At 52.7% G+C, this 17969-nt stretch carries 16 protein-coding genes and 1 riboswitch; of the genes, 13 read left to right on the top strand and 3 right to left on the bottom strand.

The features are described from left to right. Positions 1 to 249 precede the first annotated feature (249 nt). The 10 genes from RB298_RS31405 (at position 250) to RB298_RS31360 (ending at position 11299) form a co-directional block, all read left to right on the top strand. The gene (locus RB298_RS31405; protein WP_486050246.1) at positions 250 to 1410 is read left to right on the top strand and encodes an ROK family transcriptional regulator; all 1161 of its coding nucleotides are present in this window, start codon (positions 250 to 252) and stop codon (positions 1408 to 1410) included. A gap of 28 nt (positions 1411 to 1438) precedes the next feature. Next, on the top strand, positions 1439 to 2443 hold the full coding sequence (locus tag RB298_RS31400) for an asparaginase (RefSeq protein ID WP_486050310.1): 1005 nt from the start codon (positions 1439 to 1441) through the stop codon (positions 2441 to 2443). A gap of 94 nt (positions 2444 to 2537) precedes the next feature. Beyond that, complete coding sequence (locus tag RB298_RS31395) at positions 2538 to 4127, top strand: glutathione ABC transporter substrate-binding protein (RefSeq protein WP_486050244.1); 1590 nt, start codon at positions 2538 to 2540, stop codon at positions 4125 to 4127. A gap of 114 nt (positions 4128 to 4241) precedes the next feature. Then, a complete protein-coding gene (locus RB298_RS31390) occupies positions 4242 to 5168 on the top strand; it encodes an ABC transporter permease subunit (protein WP_009592113.1) in 927 nt (308 codons plus the stop codon). A gap of 12 nt (positions 5169 to 5180) precedes the next feature. Continuing rightward, positions 5181 to 6089 (top strand): ABC transporter permease, encoded by a 909-nt coding sequence (locus RB298_RS31385; protein ID WP_486050242.1) that lies wholly within the window; start codon positions 5181 to 5183, stop codon positions 6087 to 6089. Between the two features lie 15 nt (positions 6090 to 6104). Continuing rightward, positions 6105 to 7109 (top strand): ABC transporter ATP-binding protein, encoded by a 1005-nt coding sequence (locus RB298_RS31380; protein ID WP_015736127.1) that lies wholly within the window; start codon positions 6105 to 6107, stop codon positions 7107 to 7109. Beyond that, complete coding sequence (locus RB298_RS31375; RefSeq protein ID WP_096774359.1) at positions 7106 to 8095, top strand: ABC transporter ATP-binding protein; 990 nt, start codon at positions 7106 to 7108, stop codon at positions 8093 to 8095. Before RB298_RS31380 ends, RB298_RS31375 begins: the two co-directional genes overlap by 4 nt. Positions 8096 to 8132: 37 nt before the next feature. Beyond that, positions 8133 to 9593 carry a leucyl aminopeptidase family protein gene (locus RB298_RS31370; RefSeq protein WP_096774358.1) on the top strand — a complete coding sequence of 487 codons (1461 nt, stop codon included), beginning with the start codon at positions 8133 to 8135 and terminating at the stop codon, positions 9591 to 9593. A gap of 30 nt (positions 9594 to 9623) precedes the next feature. Then, positions 9624 to 10310, top strand: coding sequence for a copper homeostasis protein CutC (locus RB298_RS31365; protein ID WP_096774357.1), 687 nt, complete (start codon positions 9624 to 9626; stop codon positions 10308 to 10310). 35 nt (positions 10311 to 10345) lie between these two features. Then, positions 10346 to 11299, top strand: coding sequence for an ROK family protein (locus RB298_RS31360; protein ID WP_486050239.1), 954 nt, complete (start codon positions 10346 to 10348; stop codon positions 11297 to 11299). Between the two features lie 305 nt (positions 11300 to 11604). Here RB298_RS31360 and RB298_RS31355 read toward each other — a convergent pair whose 3' ends face one another. Further along, the gene (locus RB298_RS31355; RefSeq protein WP_015736122.1) at positions 11605 to 12132 is read right to left on the bottom strand and encodes a hypothetical protein; all 528 of its coding nucleotides are present in this window, start codon (positions 12130 to 12132) and stop codon (positions 11605 to 11607) included. A 262-nt stretch (positions 12133 to 12394) separates the two neighbouring features. Continuing rightward, a riboswitch (cyclic di-AMP (ydaO/yuaA leader) is annotated at positions 12395 to 12528 on the top strand. A gap of 3 nt (positions 12529 to 12531) precedes the next feature. Here RB298_RS31355 and RB298_RS31350 point away from each other — a divergent pair. Continuing rightward, positions 12532 to 13008, top strand: a complete 477-nt coding sequence (locus RB298_RS31350) for a C40 family peptidase (protein ID WP_015736121.1) — start codon at positions 12532 to 12534, stop codon at positions 13006 to 13008. Between the two features lie 120 nt (positions 13009 to 13128). On the opposite strand, the gene RB298_RS31345 is transcribed toward RB298_RS31350, so the two are convergent. Continuing rightward, positions 13129 to 14403 carry a stalk domain-containing protein gene (locus RB298_RS31345; protein WP_486050236.1) on the bottom strand — a complete coding sequence of 425 codons (1275 nt, stop codon included), beginning with the start codon at positions 14401 to 14403 and terminating at the stop codon, positions 13129 to 13131. 222 nt (positions 14404 to 14625) lie between these two features. Here RB298_RS31345 and RB298_RS31340 point away from each other — a divergent pair, with 222 nt between their 5' ends. Then, positions 14626 to 15015 (top strand): 2Fe-2S iron-sulfur cluster-binding protein, encoded by a 390-nt coding sequence (locus RB298_RS31340; RefSeq protein WP_192571390.1) that lies wholly within the window; start codon positions 14626 to 14628, stop codon positions 15013 to 15015. A gap of 97 nt (positions 15016 to 15112) precedes the next feature. On the opposite strand, the gene RB298_RS31335 is transcribed toward RB298_RS31340, so the two are convergent. Next, on the bottom strand, positions 15113 to 15970 hold the full coding sequence (locus RB298_RS31335; protein WP_096774353.1) for an AraC family transcriptional regulator: 858 nt from the start codon (positions 15968 to 15970) through the stop codon (positions 15113 to 15115). Positions 15971 to 16172: 202 nt separating this feature from the next. Between RB298_RS31335 and RB298_RS31330 the strand changes: the two genes are divergently transcribed. Continuing rightward, positions 16173 to 17966 carry an L-fucose isomerase gene (locus tag RB298_RS31330; RefSeq protein WP_486050234.1) on the top strand — a complete coding sequence of 598 codons (1794 nt, stop codon included), beginning with the start codon at positions 16173 to 16175 and terminating at the stop codon, positions 17964 to 17966. Positions 17967 to 17969: the final 3 nt, after the last annotated feature.

The following is a 17969-nucleotide window of genomic DNA, read 5'->3' as shown; positions in this document are numbered from 1 at the left end:
TATGTATGCAGGAGATTGAATTTCTTTCGTAAAAAAGTGAAATGCTTACATTTCCAGAATCAAAAAAAAATTTATTTAAATGTGTCATATATATTGACACTTTTACAAAACACGTTTTATTATTAATATCACTGGAGAATAAAAATATTAAAACTGATAATAATCACTGTTTTTTGATGATTTCGGATCTTTTTACTTGGAAAATTGATCTAATTAATCTACTGGTGAAATTAAATAGGGGATGTCTTCATGAAAAAGCATGATCAAGACTTTATGAAGCGGCAGAACAGACTCACAGTATTTCAAATCATCAAGAATGAACAGCCGATTTCAAGAGCCGTCATTGCCAAACAGACGGGCATGAGTCCGACAACGGTCAGCCGGATCGTATCGGAGCTGACGGAGGAAGGATACGTTCACGAAACGGAAGAGCAGACCTCGGCCGGCCGCGGAAGAAAGTCTTCCTTAATAAGGCTGCTGGATACGGCGGTCATCTCGATCGGCGTCGAGCTGGATCGGCATCAAGCGAATATCGGATTCATTGACGTTCAGGGTAACGTATTGTGCAGCGGAAGCTTTTCAAGATCATCCGATGAAACGGCAGATGTCACGGTGACCCGGATCGCGGAAACCATTGAAGAGCTGATCGCCGAATGCGATATCGACCGAAGACGGGTGGTCGGCATTGGCGTTGGACTGCCGGGCATCATCGATGTCGACGCCGGCATCGTCAATTTTTCGGTACAGCTGGGATGGAAGAATGTGGGGCTCGCCGAGAGGCTCAAGGAACTAACCGGGCTTCAAGCTGTCGTGGACAATGAGCTGAAGGTGAAGGCGTTGGCGGAGCAGCTCAAAGGTTCGGCCTACGGCTCCAACCGTACGGTGCTCCTGGGCTTCGGTAATGGCGTCGGATCGGCGCTCATTCTGGAGGGGGAGATATACCGCGGGGTGACGAACAGCGCCGGGGAAATCGGTCACACGACCGTGGACCCAGAAGGCATGATGTGCGACTGCGGGAAAGCCGGATGCCTCCAAACGTATATCAATATACCGTCCTTGTTGTCGGAAGCCAGCAAAATCAAACCCGTCCGCACGATCGAGGAGCTGTTCGCGGAGAGGCGGGCCGGAACGCGCTGGGCAAGCTATTTGATCGATCGGGCCCTTGCCTATATGGCGATTACGATCAACAACGTCGTCAGCATGTACAATCCGGACAGCGTCATTTTGAGCGGCGAGTTTCTGGACAAATTTCCAGAAGTATACGAAGAGATCACGGATCTGTGCTACTCGCAGTATATCTGGGAACCGCTTCAAGATTCCTTTTCGATTGTTCGCTCGGAGCTTCACGAGCATGGGGTCATCATCGGGTCGGGGCTTGTCGCACAGGATCGTTACTTTCAATTGAATTAATTCATCTGGAGATCGGGGGAGCATGAACATGGGATTTGTGCCATTGGTAGAGGAATATCGCGGGAACGTATTGGAGAACGTGCACTACGGCGCGATCAGCGTCGTAGACGAGAACGGAAAGGTTGTATACGCAGCGGGCGATCCGCATCATATCACCTTTCTGAGATCGGCGGCCAAGCCGTTCCAGGCAATTCCGGTAATGAAACGCCGGATTGACGAAGTGTACGGACTAACGGGGGAAGAAACGGCCTTGTTTGCCGCCTCCCATCGGGGTGAGAAGTTCCACATTGATGCATTGGAATCCATTCTGAAGAAAACCGGCATTCGGGAAGAAGCTCTTCACTGCTGCGCAACTTATCCATTGAACGAGGATGCCAAGGCACAGCGCCATCGCGATCATGAGGAGAAGCGCAGAATCTTCCATAACTGCTCCGGCAAGCACAGCGGCTTGATTGCCCTATGCAAGCAAATGGGCTGGGACGAAAGCACGTATTACAAACCGGAGCATCCGGTTCAGCAAGAAATCCTCGAGACGCTCGCTTATTTTGCCGAGGTTCCGGTTTCCTCGATCCCGCAAGGCATTGACGGCTGCGGACTTCCCATCTTCGCACTTCCCCTGGATCGTATCGGGTATTCCTTCCTCAAGCTGGCATGCCCGGATTTGATCGAGGATCCAGAGACTGCAGAAGCTGCAGCCAGAATGGCGAAGCTGATGAATGAGTATCCGGATATCATTGCAGACACCAGGTTTGTGTGCTCAGCTCTGCTCAGGGACCACAACCTGACAGCCAAGGGCGGCGCGAAGGGCGTGTACGGCATCGGTCTTCGGAAAGAGCGCTTGGCGATCTCGCTTAAAGTATCCGACGGCTCCGAGCAAGTATGGCCGTGCATTATAGCATCCATCCTGGAACGTCTCGGCTACAGCGATCAGTCTACGATTGACCGGTTGTATGAGCTGGTTCCGAATGCCATTTTCAACGATGGGGGCACGCTTGTCGGTGAACGGCGCGCTGTGTACGAATGGAATGCTTAAACGGTGAGGAACTCAAGGCGGCAGGCAGGCTGTTACATGCCGAAGCGGCGAGTGAATCTATAGATATTCACTACATCAAAGGGGGAGTAAAACAATGAGATTCAAAGGTAGAACATGGTCACTGCTCATGCTGCTGCTCGCATTTACGATTGTTGCGGCAGGCTGCGGCGGAAACAGCGGAAGCGGCGAAGGGGCAAGTGAAGGCGGCGGCGAGAGCAAGCCGGTGACAAAAGATAACAAAGATGTTGTCATTGCGATTAACGCCAACTTCATCACGCTTGACCCTCACAATGCCGGAGACACGCACTCCATTTCCGGTGCTCGCACGATGTATGAAGGTTTGATGGGCTTCAACGAGAAAATGGAACTCGTTCCCGTGCTGGCTGAAGACTACAAGATCAGCGAAGACGGCCTGACGTACACATTCAATCTGCGCCAGAACGTCAAGTTCCATGATGGAACGGATTTCAATGCTGAAGCGGTAAAAGCCAATCTGGATCGCATCATGGATGAAAAGAACAACCTCAGAATGCGCAAGAGCTTCTCAACAGTAGCCGATGTTCAAACTCCGGATGAACACACCGTTGTCATCACCCTTAGCCAGCCGTATAACGCTTTCTTGAACAAGACGGCCATGGCGCTGATGATCAGCCCGAAGGCTCTTAAGGAAAGCGCCGACATCACGAAGAACCCAGTAGGTACGGCGGCTTACAAATTCGAGGAATGGATTCAAGGCGACCGCCTTGTCGTTGTGAAGAATGAAGATTACTGGCAAGAAGGACTTCCGAAGGTGGACAGCATTACGTTCAAACCGGTACCGGAGAACGGTTCCCGGATCGCGATGCTGAAAACGGGCGAAGCGGACTTCATTTATCCTATGCCGACAGAGCAAGTGTCCGAAGTAGAAGGCGATTCCAATATCGTCATCGATAAGACTGATTCTACGATCGTGCGTTATATCACGCTGAATACGATGAAGAAGCCTTACGACGATCTGAAGGTTCGTCAAGCCATCAACTATGCCATCGATAAAGATGCTTACATTAAAGTCGTTAAATCCGGACTGGGTTCGAAGCTGACTTCTTCCATGTCCTCCATGACCCAGCACTACTCCGAGCAATCGGGTTATGATTACGATCCGGAGAAAGCCAAAGCCCTTTTGGCTGAAGCAGGATATCCAGATGGATTCGAAGCTGAGATTTGGGGAGAGAATGATTCCGAAACGGTAAAAGGCATGCAGTTTATTCAGCAGCAGCTTGCCCTCGTCGGAATAAAAGCTGAACCGAAGTCGATGGAAGGTGCAACCCTGTCCGATCAGATTAACTCGGCTACGCCGGAAAACGCGAAAATTCAGATGTGGTACGTAAGCTGGTCTCCTTCGTCTGGCGATGCCGACGGCGCGACAAAAGGTCTGTTCAGCAGCGAGTTCTTCCCGCCAGCGGGTTCCAACACCGCTTACTACAAGAACGACAACGTTGACCAATGGATCAAAGATGCTAACGCATCCGTCAAAGCTGAAGATGCCAAAGAAATCTATGCAAACATCCAAAAACAAATCTGGGAAGACGCTCCTTGGGCATTCCTCGGAGTCGATCAGGTCATCACGGGCAAACGTGCTTACCTTGAAGGCGTGAAGGCCCTTCCGGACGGATCGATCAGCGTGATCAACGCAGAAGTCAAATAATCAGGCAGCGAAGAGCTTGCTAAACGTATACCTTGTGGTGGGCCGCCTCTTGAATCAATAAGGAAGCGGCCCATCGTATTTTAAAAGCTGGCATGTTGAAAGGAGGCACATCCTTTGGGAAGATATGCAATTCAGAGGCTGCTGGGTGTAATCCCGCTGTTGTTCGTTGTATCCATCCTTGTATTTATGTTCATTCACCTGATTCCTGGAGATCCGGCACGGCTTGTTGCAGGTAAGGATGCCACCCTTGAGGAGATCAACGGGATTCGAGAGCAGCTAGGCTTAAACTTGCCGCTATGGCAGCAGTATGTGAACTACATGAGTGATCTGTTGAAGGGTGACTTGGGTGTATCCGTTACTTCCGGTTTGCCGGTGACGGACATGTTGGAAAGCCGCTTTTTCCCGACGATTGTCCTGACCTTTACCAGCCTTGGCTGGGCACTGGTCATTGGTCTGATCATTGGTATCATATCAGCAGTCAATCGCGGCAAATGGCCGGACTATATTGGGATGCTGACGGCTATATCGGGTATTTCCCTGCCAGGCTTCTGGCTTGGACTTGTACTGATTCAAATTTTCTCCGTTGAGCTGGGCTGGTTCCCTACAGGGGGCGTCGACAGCTGGCAATCCTATATTTTGCCTTCCTTTACGCTGGGAGCGGGAATTATGTCCATGCTGGCAAGATACTCCCGTACTTCGATGCTCGAAACGATGCGCGAGGATTATGTCCGAACCGGACGCGCGAAGGGCTTGCGGGAATTCGTCGTTGTCGGCAGGCATGCGCTGCGCAACTCCTTGATCCAGGTCGTGACCGTAGCGGGCCTTCAGTTCGGATTTTTGCTGGGCGGCTCGGTTATGGTCGAGACGGTATTCAGTATTCCCGGCATGGGGCGTCTCTTGGTCGATTCCATCGCGTTCCGGGATTACACCGTGATTCAAGCGCTGCTATTGCTGTTCGCGGCCGAATTTATCCTGATTAACCTGATTGTCGATTTATTGTACGGTGTACTGAATCCAAAAATCCGGTATGCATCGAAATAGGAGGGGGAGCTCATGAGCGACAATTCAACAGTGACGGTCCATTCCTCCGCACCGGAGGATATGCTTGCGAAGAGTCAGGCAACTGGCAAATTCAAAGCGTTTACGTCTAAATTCTTGAAACAAAAGCTTGCCGTTATATCAAGCGGATTTATTTTGTTACTACTTGTGCTGGCGGTGATCGGTCCGCATATCGTTCCGTATCCTCCCAATGAGCCGAACTATGATGCGATGATGCAAGGCCCGTCTGCTGCCCATTGGGCAGGCACGGACGAATACGGCCGCGACATTCTCAGCCGCTTGATCGACGGTACGCAGTTGACCATGTCGGTCAGCTTAAGCGCCGTATTTATATCCGCCGTGCTGGGCACGATTCTCGGATTGATCAGCGGGTACTATGGCGGGTGGCTGGATCGCCTCATCATGCGGGGCAGTGACGTCATGTTCTCGTTCCCTGACCTGCTGCTGGCCATCGGTATCGTGGCGATACTGGGGCCGGGCTTATCCAATGTAGTCATCGCGGTGGCGGTCTTCGGGACCCCGTCGTTTGCCAGAATCATTCGAAGCGTGACGCTCTCCGCAAAGGAATCTTTGTATGTAGAGGCAGCACGGTCCATGGGTGCCAAGCATAACCGGATTATTTGGAAACATATTTTCCCCGAGACGGTTCCCAGCATTATCGTCAACGTATCGATGAGAATCGGCGGCGCCATTCTGGCGGCTTCCTCGTTAAGCTTTCTCGGCCTCGGGGCCAAGCCGACGGAACCGGACTGGGGCGCCATGCTCAGCATGGGTCGGGATTACTTGAGTATTGCACCCCATATCGTGTATTACCCGGGGCTTCTCATATTCCTGACCGTGCTCGCATTCAACCTGATCGGTGACGGACTGAATGATGCCCTTGATCCGAAGACGAAAAACTAATAGGGGGGATAGATCGTGACGCAAACATTGCTTGAAGTTAAAGGTCTCAAAACCGAATTCAAACGCGATGGCTCATCGGTGCTTGCCGTAGCAGGAGTGGATTTTCATATCAATAAAGGCGAAGTGCTCGGGCTCGTGGGTGAATCCGGATGCGGCAAAAGCGTGACCTCCCTGTCCATCATGAGGCTTCTTAAAGACACGCCCGGCCGAATATCCGGGGGCTCGGTAAGCTTTGAGGGCAAGGATCTCGTGCAAATGTCGGAAAAAGAAATGCGCCGCTATCGCGGAAACGAGCTGGCCATGATCTTCCAGGAGCCGATGACGTCGCTGAATCCCGTCCTTCGGATCGGGAAGCAGCTGGAGGAAGCGATTATGCTGCACTTGGGATACGGCCGCAAGAAAGCGCGGCAGCATGCCATCGATTCGCTCAAACTCGTCGGCATTCCGCGGGCGGACGAGGTCGTGGATGACTATCCGCACCAATTGTCCGGCGGCATGCGCCAGCGGGTCATGATTGCGATGGCCATGTCGTGCAATCCGAAGCTGCTGATCGCGGACGAGCCGACAACCGCCCTGGACGTTACGATTCAGGCTCAAATCCTGGATCTGATGAATCGACTCAAGACGGAACAGGAGATGGGCATGCTGCTCATTACCCATGACCTCGGCGTTGTGGCTGAAATGTGTGACCGTGTGGTTGTCATGTACGCTGGCCGAGTCGTCGAAGAGGCGACGGTCGAGGAATTGTTTGAGAACCCGCAGCATCCCTACACCAAAGGACTCATTAATTCGGTGCCCAAGCTTAGACAAAAGGTGCGCCGCTTGGAATCCATTCCGGGGAATGTGCCGGATCTGAGGAACATGCCGCAAGGCTGCAAATTTGCTCCGCGGTGTCCGTTTGTCATGGAGCAGTGCCTCTCCCGGGAGCCGGAGCTTCTCCCCGTTGTAAATGAAGAACATCGCAAAAGCCGCTGCTGGCTGACACAGGAAGGTCACTCGAAGGGAGGAGAAACCGCATGAAAGAAACACCTTTATTAGAAGTAAAAAACTTGCAGAAATCATTCACGGTAAAAAAAGGGTTCTTCGGTACATCCAAGCAGCTCCGTGCCGTGGATGGCATCTCCTTCGCAATCCAAAAGGGCGAGACCTTCAGCCTGGTTGGCGAGAGCGGCTGCGGCAAATCGACGACCGGCCGGCTGGTGACCCGACTGCTGACGCCGAATAGCGGCGAAGTGATTTTTAACGGAACCGACATTAGCGGATACAACGAGAACCAGATGCGTCCGCTGCGCAAAGACATGCAGATGGTCTTCCAGGATCCGTACGCTTCCCTTAATCCAAGGATGAAAGTCAAAGAACTCGTAGCGGAGCCCTTGCTGATTCATACCAAGCTGAGTTCCAAAGAGCGCGATAAACTGGCTTGCGAGCTGTTGGAAACGGTCGGTTTGAACAGCTTCCATGCCGAACGCTTCGCCCATGAGTTCAGCGGCGGTCAGCGCCAGCGGATCGGCATTGCCCGAGCCTTGTCCGTGCGTCCCAATCTGATTGTAGCCGACGAGCCTGTATCGGCACTTGACGTATCCATTCAATCCCAGGTATTGAACCTGCTGCAGGATCTTCAGGAAGAATACGGCCTGACCTATCTGTTCATCTCACATGATCTCAGCGTGGTTGAGCATATCAGCGACCGGATCGGCGTTATGTATCTGGGCGCGCTCGTGGAGACGGCCGATAAGGATACGCTGTACGATCGCCCGCTTCATCCTTACACTCAAGCGCTGCTGTCGTCGGTGCCGGTTCCGGATCCGAAGCAGAAGAAGGAACGGATCATTCTGAAGGGGGATCTGCCGAGCCCGGTCAATCCGCCGACAGGCTGCCGATTCCATACCCGCTGTCCTTCCTGCATGGAAGTATGCAAACAGATTACGCCTGTATACCGTGAGATTGAGCCGGGACATCAGGTAGCTTGCCATTTATATGACGAAGAAATCATGAAGAAGGCGTAACAGGCATTTTTCTCATAAAAGGAGGTAAGGGCGCGATATGAACATCACCATCGATGAAGTTCAGCTGGCAGATGCTTCGATTTATGCGGTTTATGAGGGAGAGGAGTCTCATTACCGCGTAACGGAATCCCGGAAGCAAAGCCAGACGCTGACCTGGTTCTATGGACGTTCCGAGCACGAGTCGGACGATCTCGTTGCCGGAATGGGGCAACGTTCGAACCTGACTTCAGAGCAGGTGCGAAGAACGGGCGCTTCGGCCGCGAGAGCGCTGCTCAAGGAGAATAAATCAAGCGCCGTGCTGATCCGCCCGGCAGCTAGCAATGTCGGGGCAGCATCAGGGATTTCGGCGGAGGAAGAGCTCCAGGCGTGGTTGGAAGGCTGGCTCTACGGATTATATCAATTCAATAAGCATCGCGGGGTTACGGCCAATCTGCAGGCCCTTTCCCTTCATCTTCGACAAGAGGACTGGGAGGGGCTTTCCCGTGAAGATATGGAAGCCATCATCCGGACGGCGGAAATCCGGATCGAAGGAACGCAGCTCACCCGAGACTTGGTGAATGAATCACCTGAGACGTTAAATCCGGAGGCGTTTGTTGCGGTCGTTGAGGATCGTTTCAAAAAAGCGCCCGTAGACCTTCACGTATACCGCGGACAAGAGCTTCATGACCGGCAGATGAACGGACTGATCGCCGTGGGTGCCGGCAGCAAATACGAGCCTGCGATGATCGAGATTTCCTATAACGGAGCGGAATCCGGGAAGGAAAGCCCTCATATCGTGCTTATCGGCAAAGGCGTTACCTTTGATATGGGCGGGATGAACGTTAAGATCGGCCGAGACATCAGCGATGCCCGCATGGATATGGGCGGCGCAGCCGCCGTCGTGGGCGCCATGGATATCCTGGTGTCGCGGAAGGCTCCGGTACGGGTTACGGCATTGATCGCCGTAGCGGATAATTTATCGGGACCGGATGCGATGCTTCCTTCTTCCGTCGTTCACTATCCGAACGGACTGAGCGTTCAGGTAGCGAATACGGACGGGGAAGGAAGATTGATCATTGCGGATGCGCTGCTGCACGCAGCCCATCTTAACGCTGATAAGGTGATCGATATCGCCACCCTTACCGGCAATGTCGGTGCGGCATTAGGCTTGGAGATCGCCGGCATTTGGGGCGATCAGGAGATAACGGCCGATTTGGTCGAGATCGGGGAGCGCAACGGAGAGCGCCTATGGCCCATGCCGCTGATGGACGAGTATGAATCCGAGCTCAGAAGCGATTATGCCGACCTGAGGAATGTCGGCACGTCAACTTTGGCAGGCGCGATCACGGCTGCGTTGTTCATCCGTCATTTTGTGGCGGAGACCATGAAATGGGTGCATATCGATATGGCAGGCACGGTCCAGTATAAACGGGAATTCCCTCACTCCGCGGCAGGGGCTACCGGCTATGGAGCCAGGTTGCTGGCGGACTATGTGGAGAAGCAGTATCGCCCTGCATAAGCGAACCAACGACAGTAAGGAGTGAAGAACATGCTGCTTGAAATTATCGCAACATGCGTGGACGATGCCATCACAGCCGAGAAGAATGGCGCGGACCGTCTGGAATTGATCACGGCGATCACCGAAGGCGGGCTCACGCCGGGCATCGGTCTCGTGGAAGAGGTCGTGAAAGCCGTTCGGATTCCGGTCCATGTGATGGTAAGGCCCCATAGCAGATCCTTTGTGTATAACGCGCTGGATATAGCAACCATGGTTGCGGAGGTTAAGGCGATCCGCAAGGCGGGTGCGGCTGGCGTGGTCCTTGGCATGCTGACTCCGGAAGGAAAGATCGACGAGGCCGCCTTGGCCCAAATGCTGGAATGGACGGGCGATATGCAGGTGACATTCCACCGGGCTTTTGATGAATTGGAAGATCAATTCGAAGGGCTGCGTACGTTGCAGAAATATCCGGCCGTCACCCGCGTCTTGACGTCGGGAGGACCGCAGCCGGCACCGCAAGCGATCCCGAGGATTCGCGAGCTTGTGGAACAAGCCGCAGGCAGCGGGCTTAAGATATTGGCCGGGAACGGCCTGAAGTGGGAAATCATACGCGATTTCATCGACCAGACCGGCGTGAGCGAGGTTCATTTCGGCTCCGCTGTCCGGTATGGCCGATCAGGGCTGAAGCCCATTGATCCGGTTGAGCTGCGATCATTGGCTGACAGCTTACATCAATAGAAGTAGCAAACCTATCGGAAACAGGTGAACAAAAATTGCAAACCGAATTGAATAAACAGCAAGAATTTGTGGTTGGCGTTGACCTTGGGGGTACGAAGATCGCGGCAGCGCTCTTTGATTCCGAAGGACAGCTGCTGAACCGGGAGCAAATGGAGACAGCCGGAGCGCGTACGGCCGAGGAAGTGGTCGCGAGAATTACGAACATGATTCGCAGCGTGTCGGGCGGCCACCCGCTTCGAGGCGTAGGCATGGCTTCGCCGGGAACGGTTAACAGCCGGGAGGGCATTGTCATTCACGGCACGAATTTGCCGGAATGGACCAACGTCCCGCTCAAAGCCTGGATGGAACGAGATCTGAATACGGAAGTACAAGTGCTGAATGATGCCAATGCAGCCGCATGGGGCGAATATGTAAGAGGTGCCGGCCGAGGGTCGACGAACATGGTTTACGTGACGCTCAGCACAGGCATCGGTTCAGGCATCGTGCTGGATGGCAAGCTGTTTCTGGGCAGCAATTCCTTTGCAGGGGAGCTTGGGCATCATATCATTGATCCCAGCGGTCCGCAGTGCAATTGCGGCAGCCATGGCTGCTGGGAGGTGTTTGCTTCAGGAACGGCCATCGGCCTGGCAGCATCCCATCGGATGCTTACCCAGACCAGCGTTATTTCTGAACTGGCCGCAGCCGATGGAGGCGTGAACGCCAGGCATGTATTCGAGGCTAAACGTCTTCATGACCCCGTCGCAGTGGAGGTCATCGATCGTGCCGTTTATTACATGGCGCTTGGACTGGTTAACGTCATTCACAGCTTCAACCCCGATCGCATCGTGGTTGGCGGGGGTGTGAGCAGAGCAGGCGAGCTCCTTTTCCCGCAGCTTCGGGAAATGACGGATAAGCTGGTCATGCCGTCTTATTTAGGAACCTACGAGATCGTTCCTGCGGGACTGCGGGACGATGTTGGCCTGGTTGGAGCCGCAGCCTTGTTCCAATAATACATTCGTAAAGAAAAGGCAACAAAAGCCGCCCTCAAGGGCGGCTTTCTGATTATTCATGAAGAGAGCGGGAAACGGAGCGATCATATTTGCGTAAGCGAAGTCCGTAACTTGTGACAGGTGATAGGCGTAAACCGTGAGCCGTCATCCGTTTTCACTGGAGTCGAGTTTTTGGTTTCCTATTAGGTTTGTTTGTATCCGACAAACAATAAGCGGTTGCCCGCACTTTCCCGCCCGCCGACGGAATCCGCCGGCTCCAAACCCGCACGCGAGGCGGCCTGCAGGCTTGGAGCCGGCGGCTTCCGCTACTCCATGTATTTTGATGCGTCGAACGTAATCATGCTCGTATGGTTGGCATGCTCGATCAGTGAGGAGAGCCTGGTCACTTCGCGTTCCTTCTTGCGCGCCTGCGCCTGATAAGCTTCCGGATCGTATAAGGCCACGTTAAACAGCGTTACGGCGCCATCTCCGCTTCCCCGTCCGCTCTGGCGCTCCAGCTTCTTGCGGGAGCCGAGATGGGCAAGCTGTCCGATATCGCTGCGCATTTGTTTGGCGAGCTCGATCGCCTCCATGATGGTCATGTCGGAGCCGTTCCAACTAATGGTCTGCGTCGTGTTGGAGATTGCCATCAGCAGATCCAGCTTTCTGTAATCCGCTGCGGCGGCTTCGATCTCTTCCGTAATGGCATCCACGCTGCGAGCAGGATACTCCGCCGTTTCCCCTTTTTCAATGATCGTGCTGCTGTTGTTCAAGCGTTCCGACATCAATTGATTCATGAGACGGTTGATTGCTGCCCGGACTGCCAAAGCTTCAGCCATCGTGATTTGACTCATAAGCGAAGGATCACCTCTTTGATTTCTTGTCTGAATATGTAAACGTTCCGAACTGCAAAAAAGTTGCATGCCCGTTAACAAAACGTCGCCGGAGGTTCGATGGAGTGTTACATAATTGTCATGAGTATGCGAGATGGCATAATGAAAAAACATGAAAATTTTCAGCCTATACGACATTGATTAACATATAGTGATAGATTTCTAGGATATTATTGACAGCATCCTTGCTTGTATACTATATTAAGAGAAGGTTACAAAATGTTAATGAATTTTGCCGAATTTCGTTTGTGAAAACGGGGGAACCGTCTTGGGTGAATTATTCTTGTACCATAGAGAGTATAGGGAACCTTCAACCGAACCCTTAGCTAACTCCGTAGGCATCGAAGGAGAGAACATATTTTGAAGAAATTTGTCATCACATTGCTTGGGTCTGCAATTATTTTTTCTTCAGGTGCCGTATCAGCTTATGCTGATCAACAACCGAATTTTCAGCATCAAGTGAAGCAATTGGTAGGAACGCCTTATAAATGGGGCGGAACAACGACAAGCGGATTTGATTGCTCCGGATTTATTCTGTATATGTTTAGAAATTTCGACATGGATCTTCCGCGCACATCCCAGAGTCAGGCTAAAGCCGGGGTTCATGTGGATCGCGAGGACCTGAGAGTCGGAGATTTGGTATTCTTCAATACAAGCGGAAGCGGCATTTCCCATGCGGGCGTTTACATTGGAGATGGACAATTTGCGCATGCTTCCAGCAGCAAGGGCGTAAGAATCAGCAAGCTTAGCGACTCCTATTACGAACCGCGTTATGTAACGGCGCGCCGTGTATTGAGTCAAGAGAACTATGCTAAACTGGTAGGAAGCGCGAGCTAATTGGAATACGCAGTTTAGAGTTCGATACATAACCGGAAAGCCTGACAAGAGATGATCTTGTCAGGCTTTCTTTTTTTATGGAAGATTATAATTTGGGATTCTGCGAAAAGATTCACTAGATTATTCCTTTACGACAGAGGCATTCACGGCGGCTTCCATGCCATTATTATAGGAACGGAACAAGCCCAGACGCCAGAAGGCGGCACCTTTCAGATCATAGCGCTTGGCCAAGCCGAGCTTATCGTCGACGGATGTGGCGGTTTCGCTGCTTAAGCTGATGCCGAGCAGGAGCTTCTGCTTAGGAACGCCTGCCTGAAGTGCCTGCTGAATGGCTTGGTCCACCAGACTGTTGGGTTCAGGAACCTGGGCTTTGGTGCCAACCGGATTGTACTGATACGCCATGACGATGAGATCATCGGCAAGGGAGGCCAGCGTCTTGTAATCATAGCCTTTATAGGCGCTGTTCAATGGCGGAACGGCTAAGGACAGAGCAATGTCGCTCGGCAATGCCGCTTTCAATTGCTTGACGTAATCATTAAGCAGCTTCTGCTGCTTCGCGGCATCCAGTTTAAAACCGAGCCCTTCGAAATCAAGCACCACGCCGCCGAATCCGTTATCCGCGACCGCGGTCGTGATGCCCTCAATGGACTTTTGGCGAAGGCTGCTGTCGCTGAGGACTTTGGTTAATTCGCCGTTTCCGTCCAAAGCGTAAACCATAAGGTACGGTTTAATCTCCTGATCCGCTGCATCCGCAACAATCGATTGCGGAGTCACGTCGCCGGCCGCCGCAGGCAGACGATACTCGTCGCCTTGAAGCGTAAACTGACCTTCCCGATCAATGCGGCTCCAGCCGAAGGCGACTGAATTCATGGATGCTACGAGATCCCGCTCTTGGAAAGATTGCAAAGCGTAAAAGGCTCTTAGATGCATTTCGCGCTGAGGCGACACGAGGGAGACCGTGCGAGTCGCCTGATTCCAGCCGACATTGACGCCGAATTGGCTGCTGAACGAGCTGAGCGGAATCAGAACGCGGCCTTCCCGCTGGACAGGGGGAGCGGCCAGCTTCACTTTTTTACCGTTGACGGTTGCGCTCGTGCTTCCGACTTGAAGCAGCACTTCCGTCGTTTGACCTTTCACCTCGCCAATGGCCTTCACCGTTTGCGTTTTGCTGTTCCACGCGATTTGAATGCCCAGCGCTTCACCGACCGTCCGGAACGGCACGTAAGTGACCCCTTTGTCTATCCTGGGAGCTGCATCGAATGTAAGCGCAACGTCATCCAGCTTTACCGAAATGGCAGGCGCAGCCAGTACCTGGCCGCTATGGGGAGCGGTTCCGAGCAGAGATAAGGCAAGAACGGCAGCGACGGCTGTTTTTCCTAATGGTTTATGCAGCATGCTATTGTTTTCCCTCCAACCCAATAAAATAATAGAATGATTCTCTTAGAATATGGGATTTGCTCTAGCATACGCTAGTATAGCAAAATTTTCATAGAGTTCCAATTGCATGATGTCATAGAATCGATAAGAGTAAGCATGTTGATTTTTTAAACTTTCCAGTATAATAATTGAAGGAATTCATACATAACCTGATGATTACATGCATAGGGGGATAAAGGCGTGTTTAAATTCTGGAAAAACAAAAAGGGCGGGAACAGCGGAGAAAAATCGTCGCTCCCGGCAGCGGAAGAGAGAATGGAAGCCGTGCCGGACCGGATCATCGAGCTTACGGGCCGCGAGGTTCAGCGCAGCGTGGCCCCTGTTCTGGGCATGACGGTGCTTGACTTGGCCGAGCGGAATGAGGTGGATTGGAACTCTTTTTGCAAAAGAGGGACATGTGCGCGCTGCCGCTGCATGGTGGTGGAGGGAATCGAGTATCTGTCCGAACCCAATCTGGCCGAAGAACGGCGCCTGGATCCGGAAGAAATCGAAGAGGGGTACCGTCTCGGATGCCAGAGCAGGATCGAAACGGTCGGCCCAGTCAAAATCAAGCATGCTCCATACTTTTGACGATATAGAAGGACATATGACAGTAATATATATAAAGCAGGCAGCCGTACCATTGCGGCTGCCTGCTTTATTGAAAGGAAAACAAACCAAAATTCCTTCACTCCACGGCCATTTTGCTCTGTTCCCGGAACGAGCTTGGCGTTTGACCGGTAATTTTCTTGAATAACATCGAGAAATACTTGTCGTTGCCGTAGCCGACTTGGGAAGCAACCTCGTGCACCGGCATTTCGGAATCCGCCAGCAGGCGCTTGGCCTCTTCAATCCGGCGGGATATCAAGTAATTGAAGGGGGAATCGCCGACTTCTTTTTTGAACAGATGGGATAAATAATGCTGGCTGACATACATCGTATCGGCAATGTCCTTGAGGCTGATGCTCTGGGTGTAGTTGGCGTCGATAAAGTGCTTGGTCCGCAGCGCGATTTCATTCTTGCCCTTCAAGGATTGGAATTGGTGTTTAACGTCCACGATGCGATAAATCACGGTAATCAATGACATCAGCAGGTTCGTGCTCAGCGTTTCATACCCCAGTACCTGCGAATCGCATTCGCGGAGGATCTCGGAAAGATAGCTCTCCACTTTATAAGCGTATTTCTCGCAGGATATGACCGGCTCGACATAGGCCGGCAGCAGCATCCCCTGAGGCACCCCTTCAATGTGAAGCGAATCCACGCCGCAATAGATTACCTTGAAAGGCCCGTCCGTGATGGATTTCTCCTCATGGGGAATGCCGGGGTTATAGATGGCGACATCGCCTTTGTGAAGCTCATATACTTTACCTGCTATGGTGAATTCTCCGCGACCTTCAACCACATAGATGATCTCGCAGAAATCGTGGATTTGGGGCGGGCCATAAAAGAAGTCCTCGTCCACGACCTGACCGGCAAAGAGCAGCTGCGGATTTTTGATGAAGCGGAAGTGATCGCTTTTACTATGCGAGATTTCGATTTTTGGCACGGTCTCGTCCCTCCTGAAAGCAGCATCCTTTTCCTATTATAATGCATATTGCTCCTCGATGCCGAAATCGTTTGCAACCCGTTTACGCATAGGTACACTGTCTTGCTGAAATTGGGGACCGATATAACAACATAGTGGGTTATCCTTGAGCCCGAATCAACTTACAATGATGTCATAATCCTTATAGGGAGGCGTGACATACATGACAATTGAAAACGATTACAGATGGCGGGACGGGTTTCCGAAAATCGGCATTCGCCCTACGATAGATGGCAGACGGAGAGGGGTAAGGGAATCCCTTGAGGAACAGACGATGAATCTGGCCAAGGCCGTCGCCGAGATGCTGACGAAAGAGCTTAAATATCCGAATGGCGAGCCGGTTGAATGCGTGATTGCGGATACTTGCATCGGCGGCGTTGCCGAAGCGACCGCAGCGGCCAAGAAGTTCAAGAATGCCGAGGTCGGCCTGACAATAACCGTTACGCCTTGCTGGTGTTACGGAACGGAAACGATGGATGCGGATCCTTCGCGTCCGAAGGCGGTATGGGGCTTCAACGGAACAGGGCGTCCGGGCGCGGTGTATTTGGCAGCCGTCTTGTCGGCCCATGCGCAGAAAGGACTTCCCGCATTCGGCATCTATGGCGAAGACGTTCAGGATGAAGGGGATACCCGCATCCCGGATGACGTTCAAGAGAAACTCCTGCGCTTTGCGCGGAGCGGGCTGGCTGCGGCCTATATGCGCGGACAATCGTACTTGTCCATGGGCTCCGTGTCGATGGGCATCGCCGGCTCGATCGTGGACGACAGCTTCTTCCAGGAATATCTGGGCATGCGGAACGAATATGTGGATATGAGCGAGTTTACGCGCCGTATGGAAGAAGGAATCTATGATCCTGAAGAGTATGAGAAGGCGCTTGCTTGGGTGAAGGAGAACTGTACGGAAGGACCGGATAACAATCCGGATCATCTGCAGAACAGCCGGGAGCGCAAGGACCTCGAATGGGAAACCGTCGTCAAAATGACGCTGATCACCCGTGATTTGATGATCGGCAATCCGCGATTGAAGGAGCTTGGTTTCGAAGAGGAAGCCCAAGGCCACAGCGCGATCGCTTCCGGCTTCCAGGGGCAGCGCCAATGGACGGATCACTCCCCGAACGGAGACTTTCTGGAGACCATCCTCAATTCCTCCTTCGATTGGAACGGCAGACGTTCGCCCTATATCGTGGCAACGGAGAATGACAGCCTGAACGGAGTCGGCATGCTGTTCGGATACCTGTTAACCAATACGGCACAGATTTTCGCGGATGTGCGGACGTACTGGAGTCCGGCTTCGGTAGAACGGGTTACCGGCTATAAGCTTGAAGGCAAGGCGGAGAACGGCATCCTGCATTTGATCAATTCCGGTTCGGCTGCACTGGACGGAACGGGCGAGCAGGAGCTTGACGGCAAACCGGCCATGAAGCCGTTCTGGGATATTACGGATGAAGAGGTTGACCGCACGCTCAAGGCCACGCAGTGGAGACCGGCTAACCTGGAGTATTTCCGGGGCGGCGGTTACTCGACCGACTACCTGACGCGCGGCGGCATGCCGATGACGATGTTCCGCCTTAACCTGGTGAAAGGACTGGGTCCCGTCCTGCAAATCGCCGAAGGCTATTCCGTGGATCTGCCGTCGGAGGTGCACGATACGCTCGATAAGCGTACAGACCCGACATGGCCAACGACTTGGTTCGTACCGAACCTCACGGGAGATGGAGCCTTCTCCAGCGTTTATGAGGTCATGAACCAGTGGGGCGCCAATCACGGCGTGATCAGTTACGGACATATCGGAGCAGATCTTATCACCCTGGCTTCGGTGCTGCGAATTCCGGTCAACATGCATAATGTGCCCGCTAATGAGGTGTTCCGTCCGCGTGCCTGGGGCATGTTTGGAACGTCCGATCCGGAAAGCGCCGATTTCCGCGCTTGCCAGAACTTCGGTCCTCTATATAAATAAGGT

It is taken from the genome of Priestia sp. BR_2, from assembly GCF_041954005.1.
In the GTDB taxonomy this organism is placed as follows: domain Bacteria; phylum Bacillota; class Bacilli; order Paenibacillales; family Paenibacillaceae; genus Paenibacillus_AQ; species Paenibacillus_AQ lautus_A.
The sequence above is the reverse complement of the archived record's forward strand: the minus strand, read 5'-3'. Positions and strand labels throughout refer to the sequence as shown.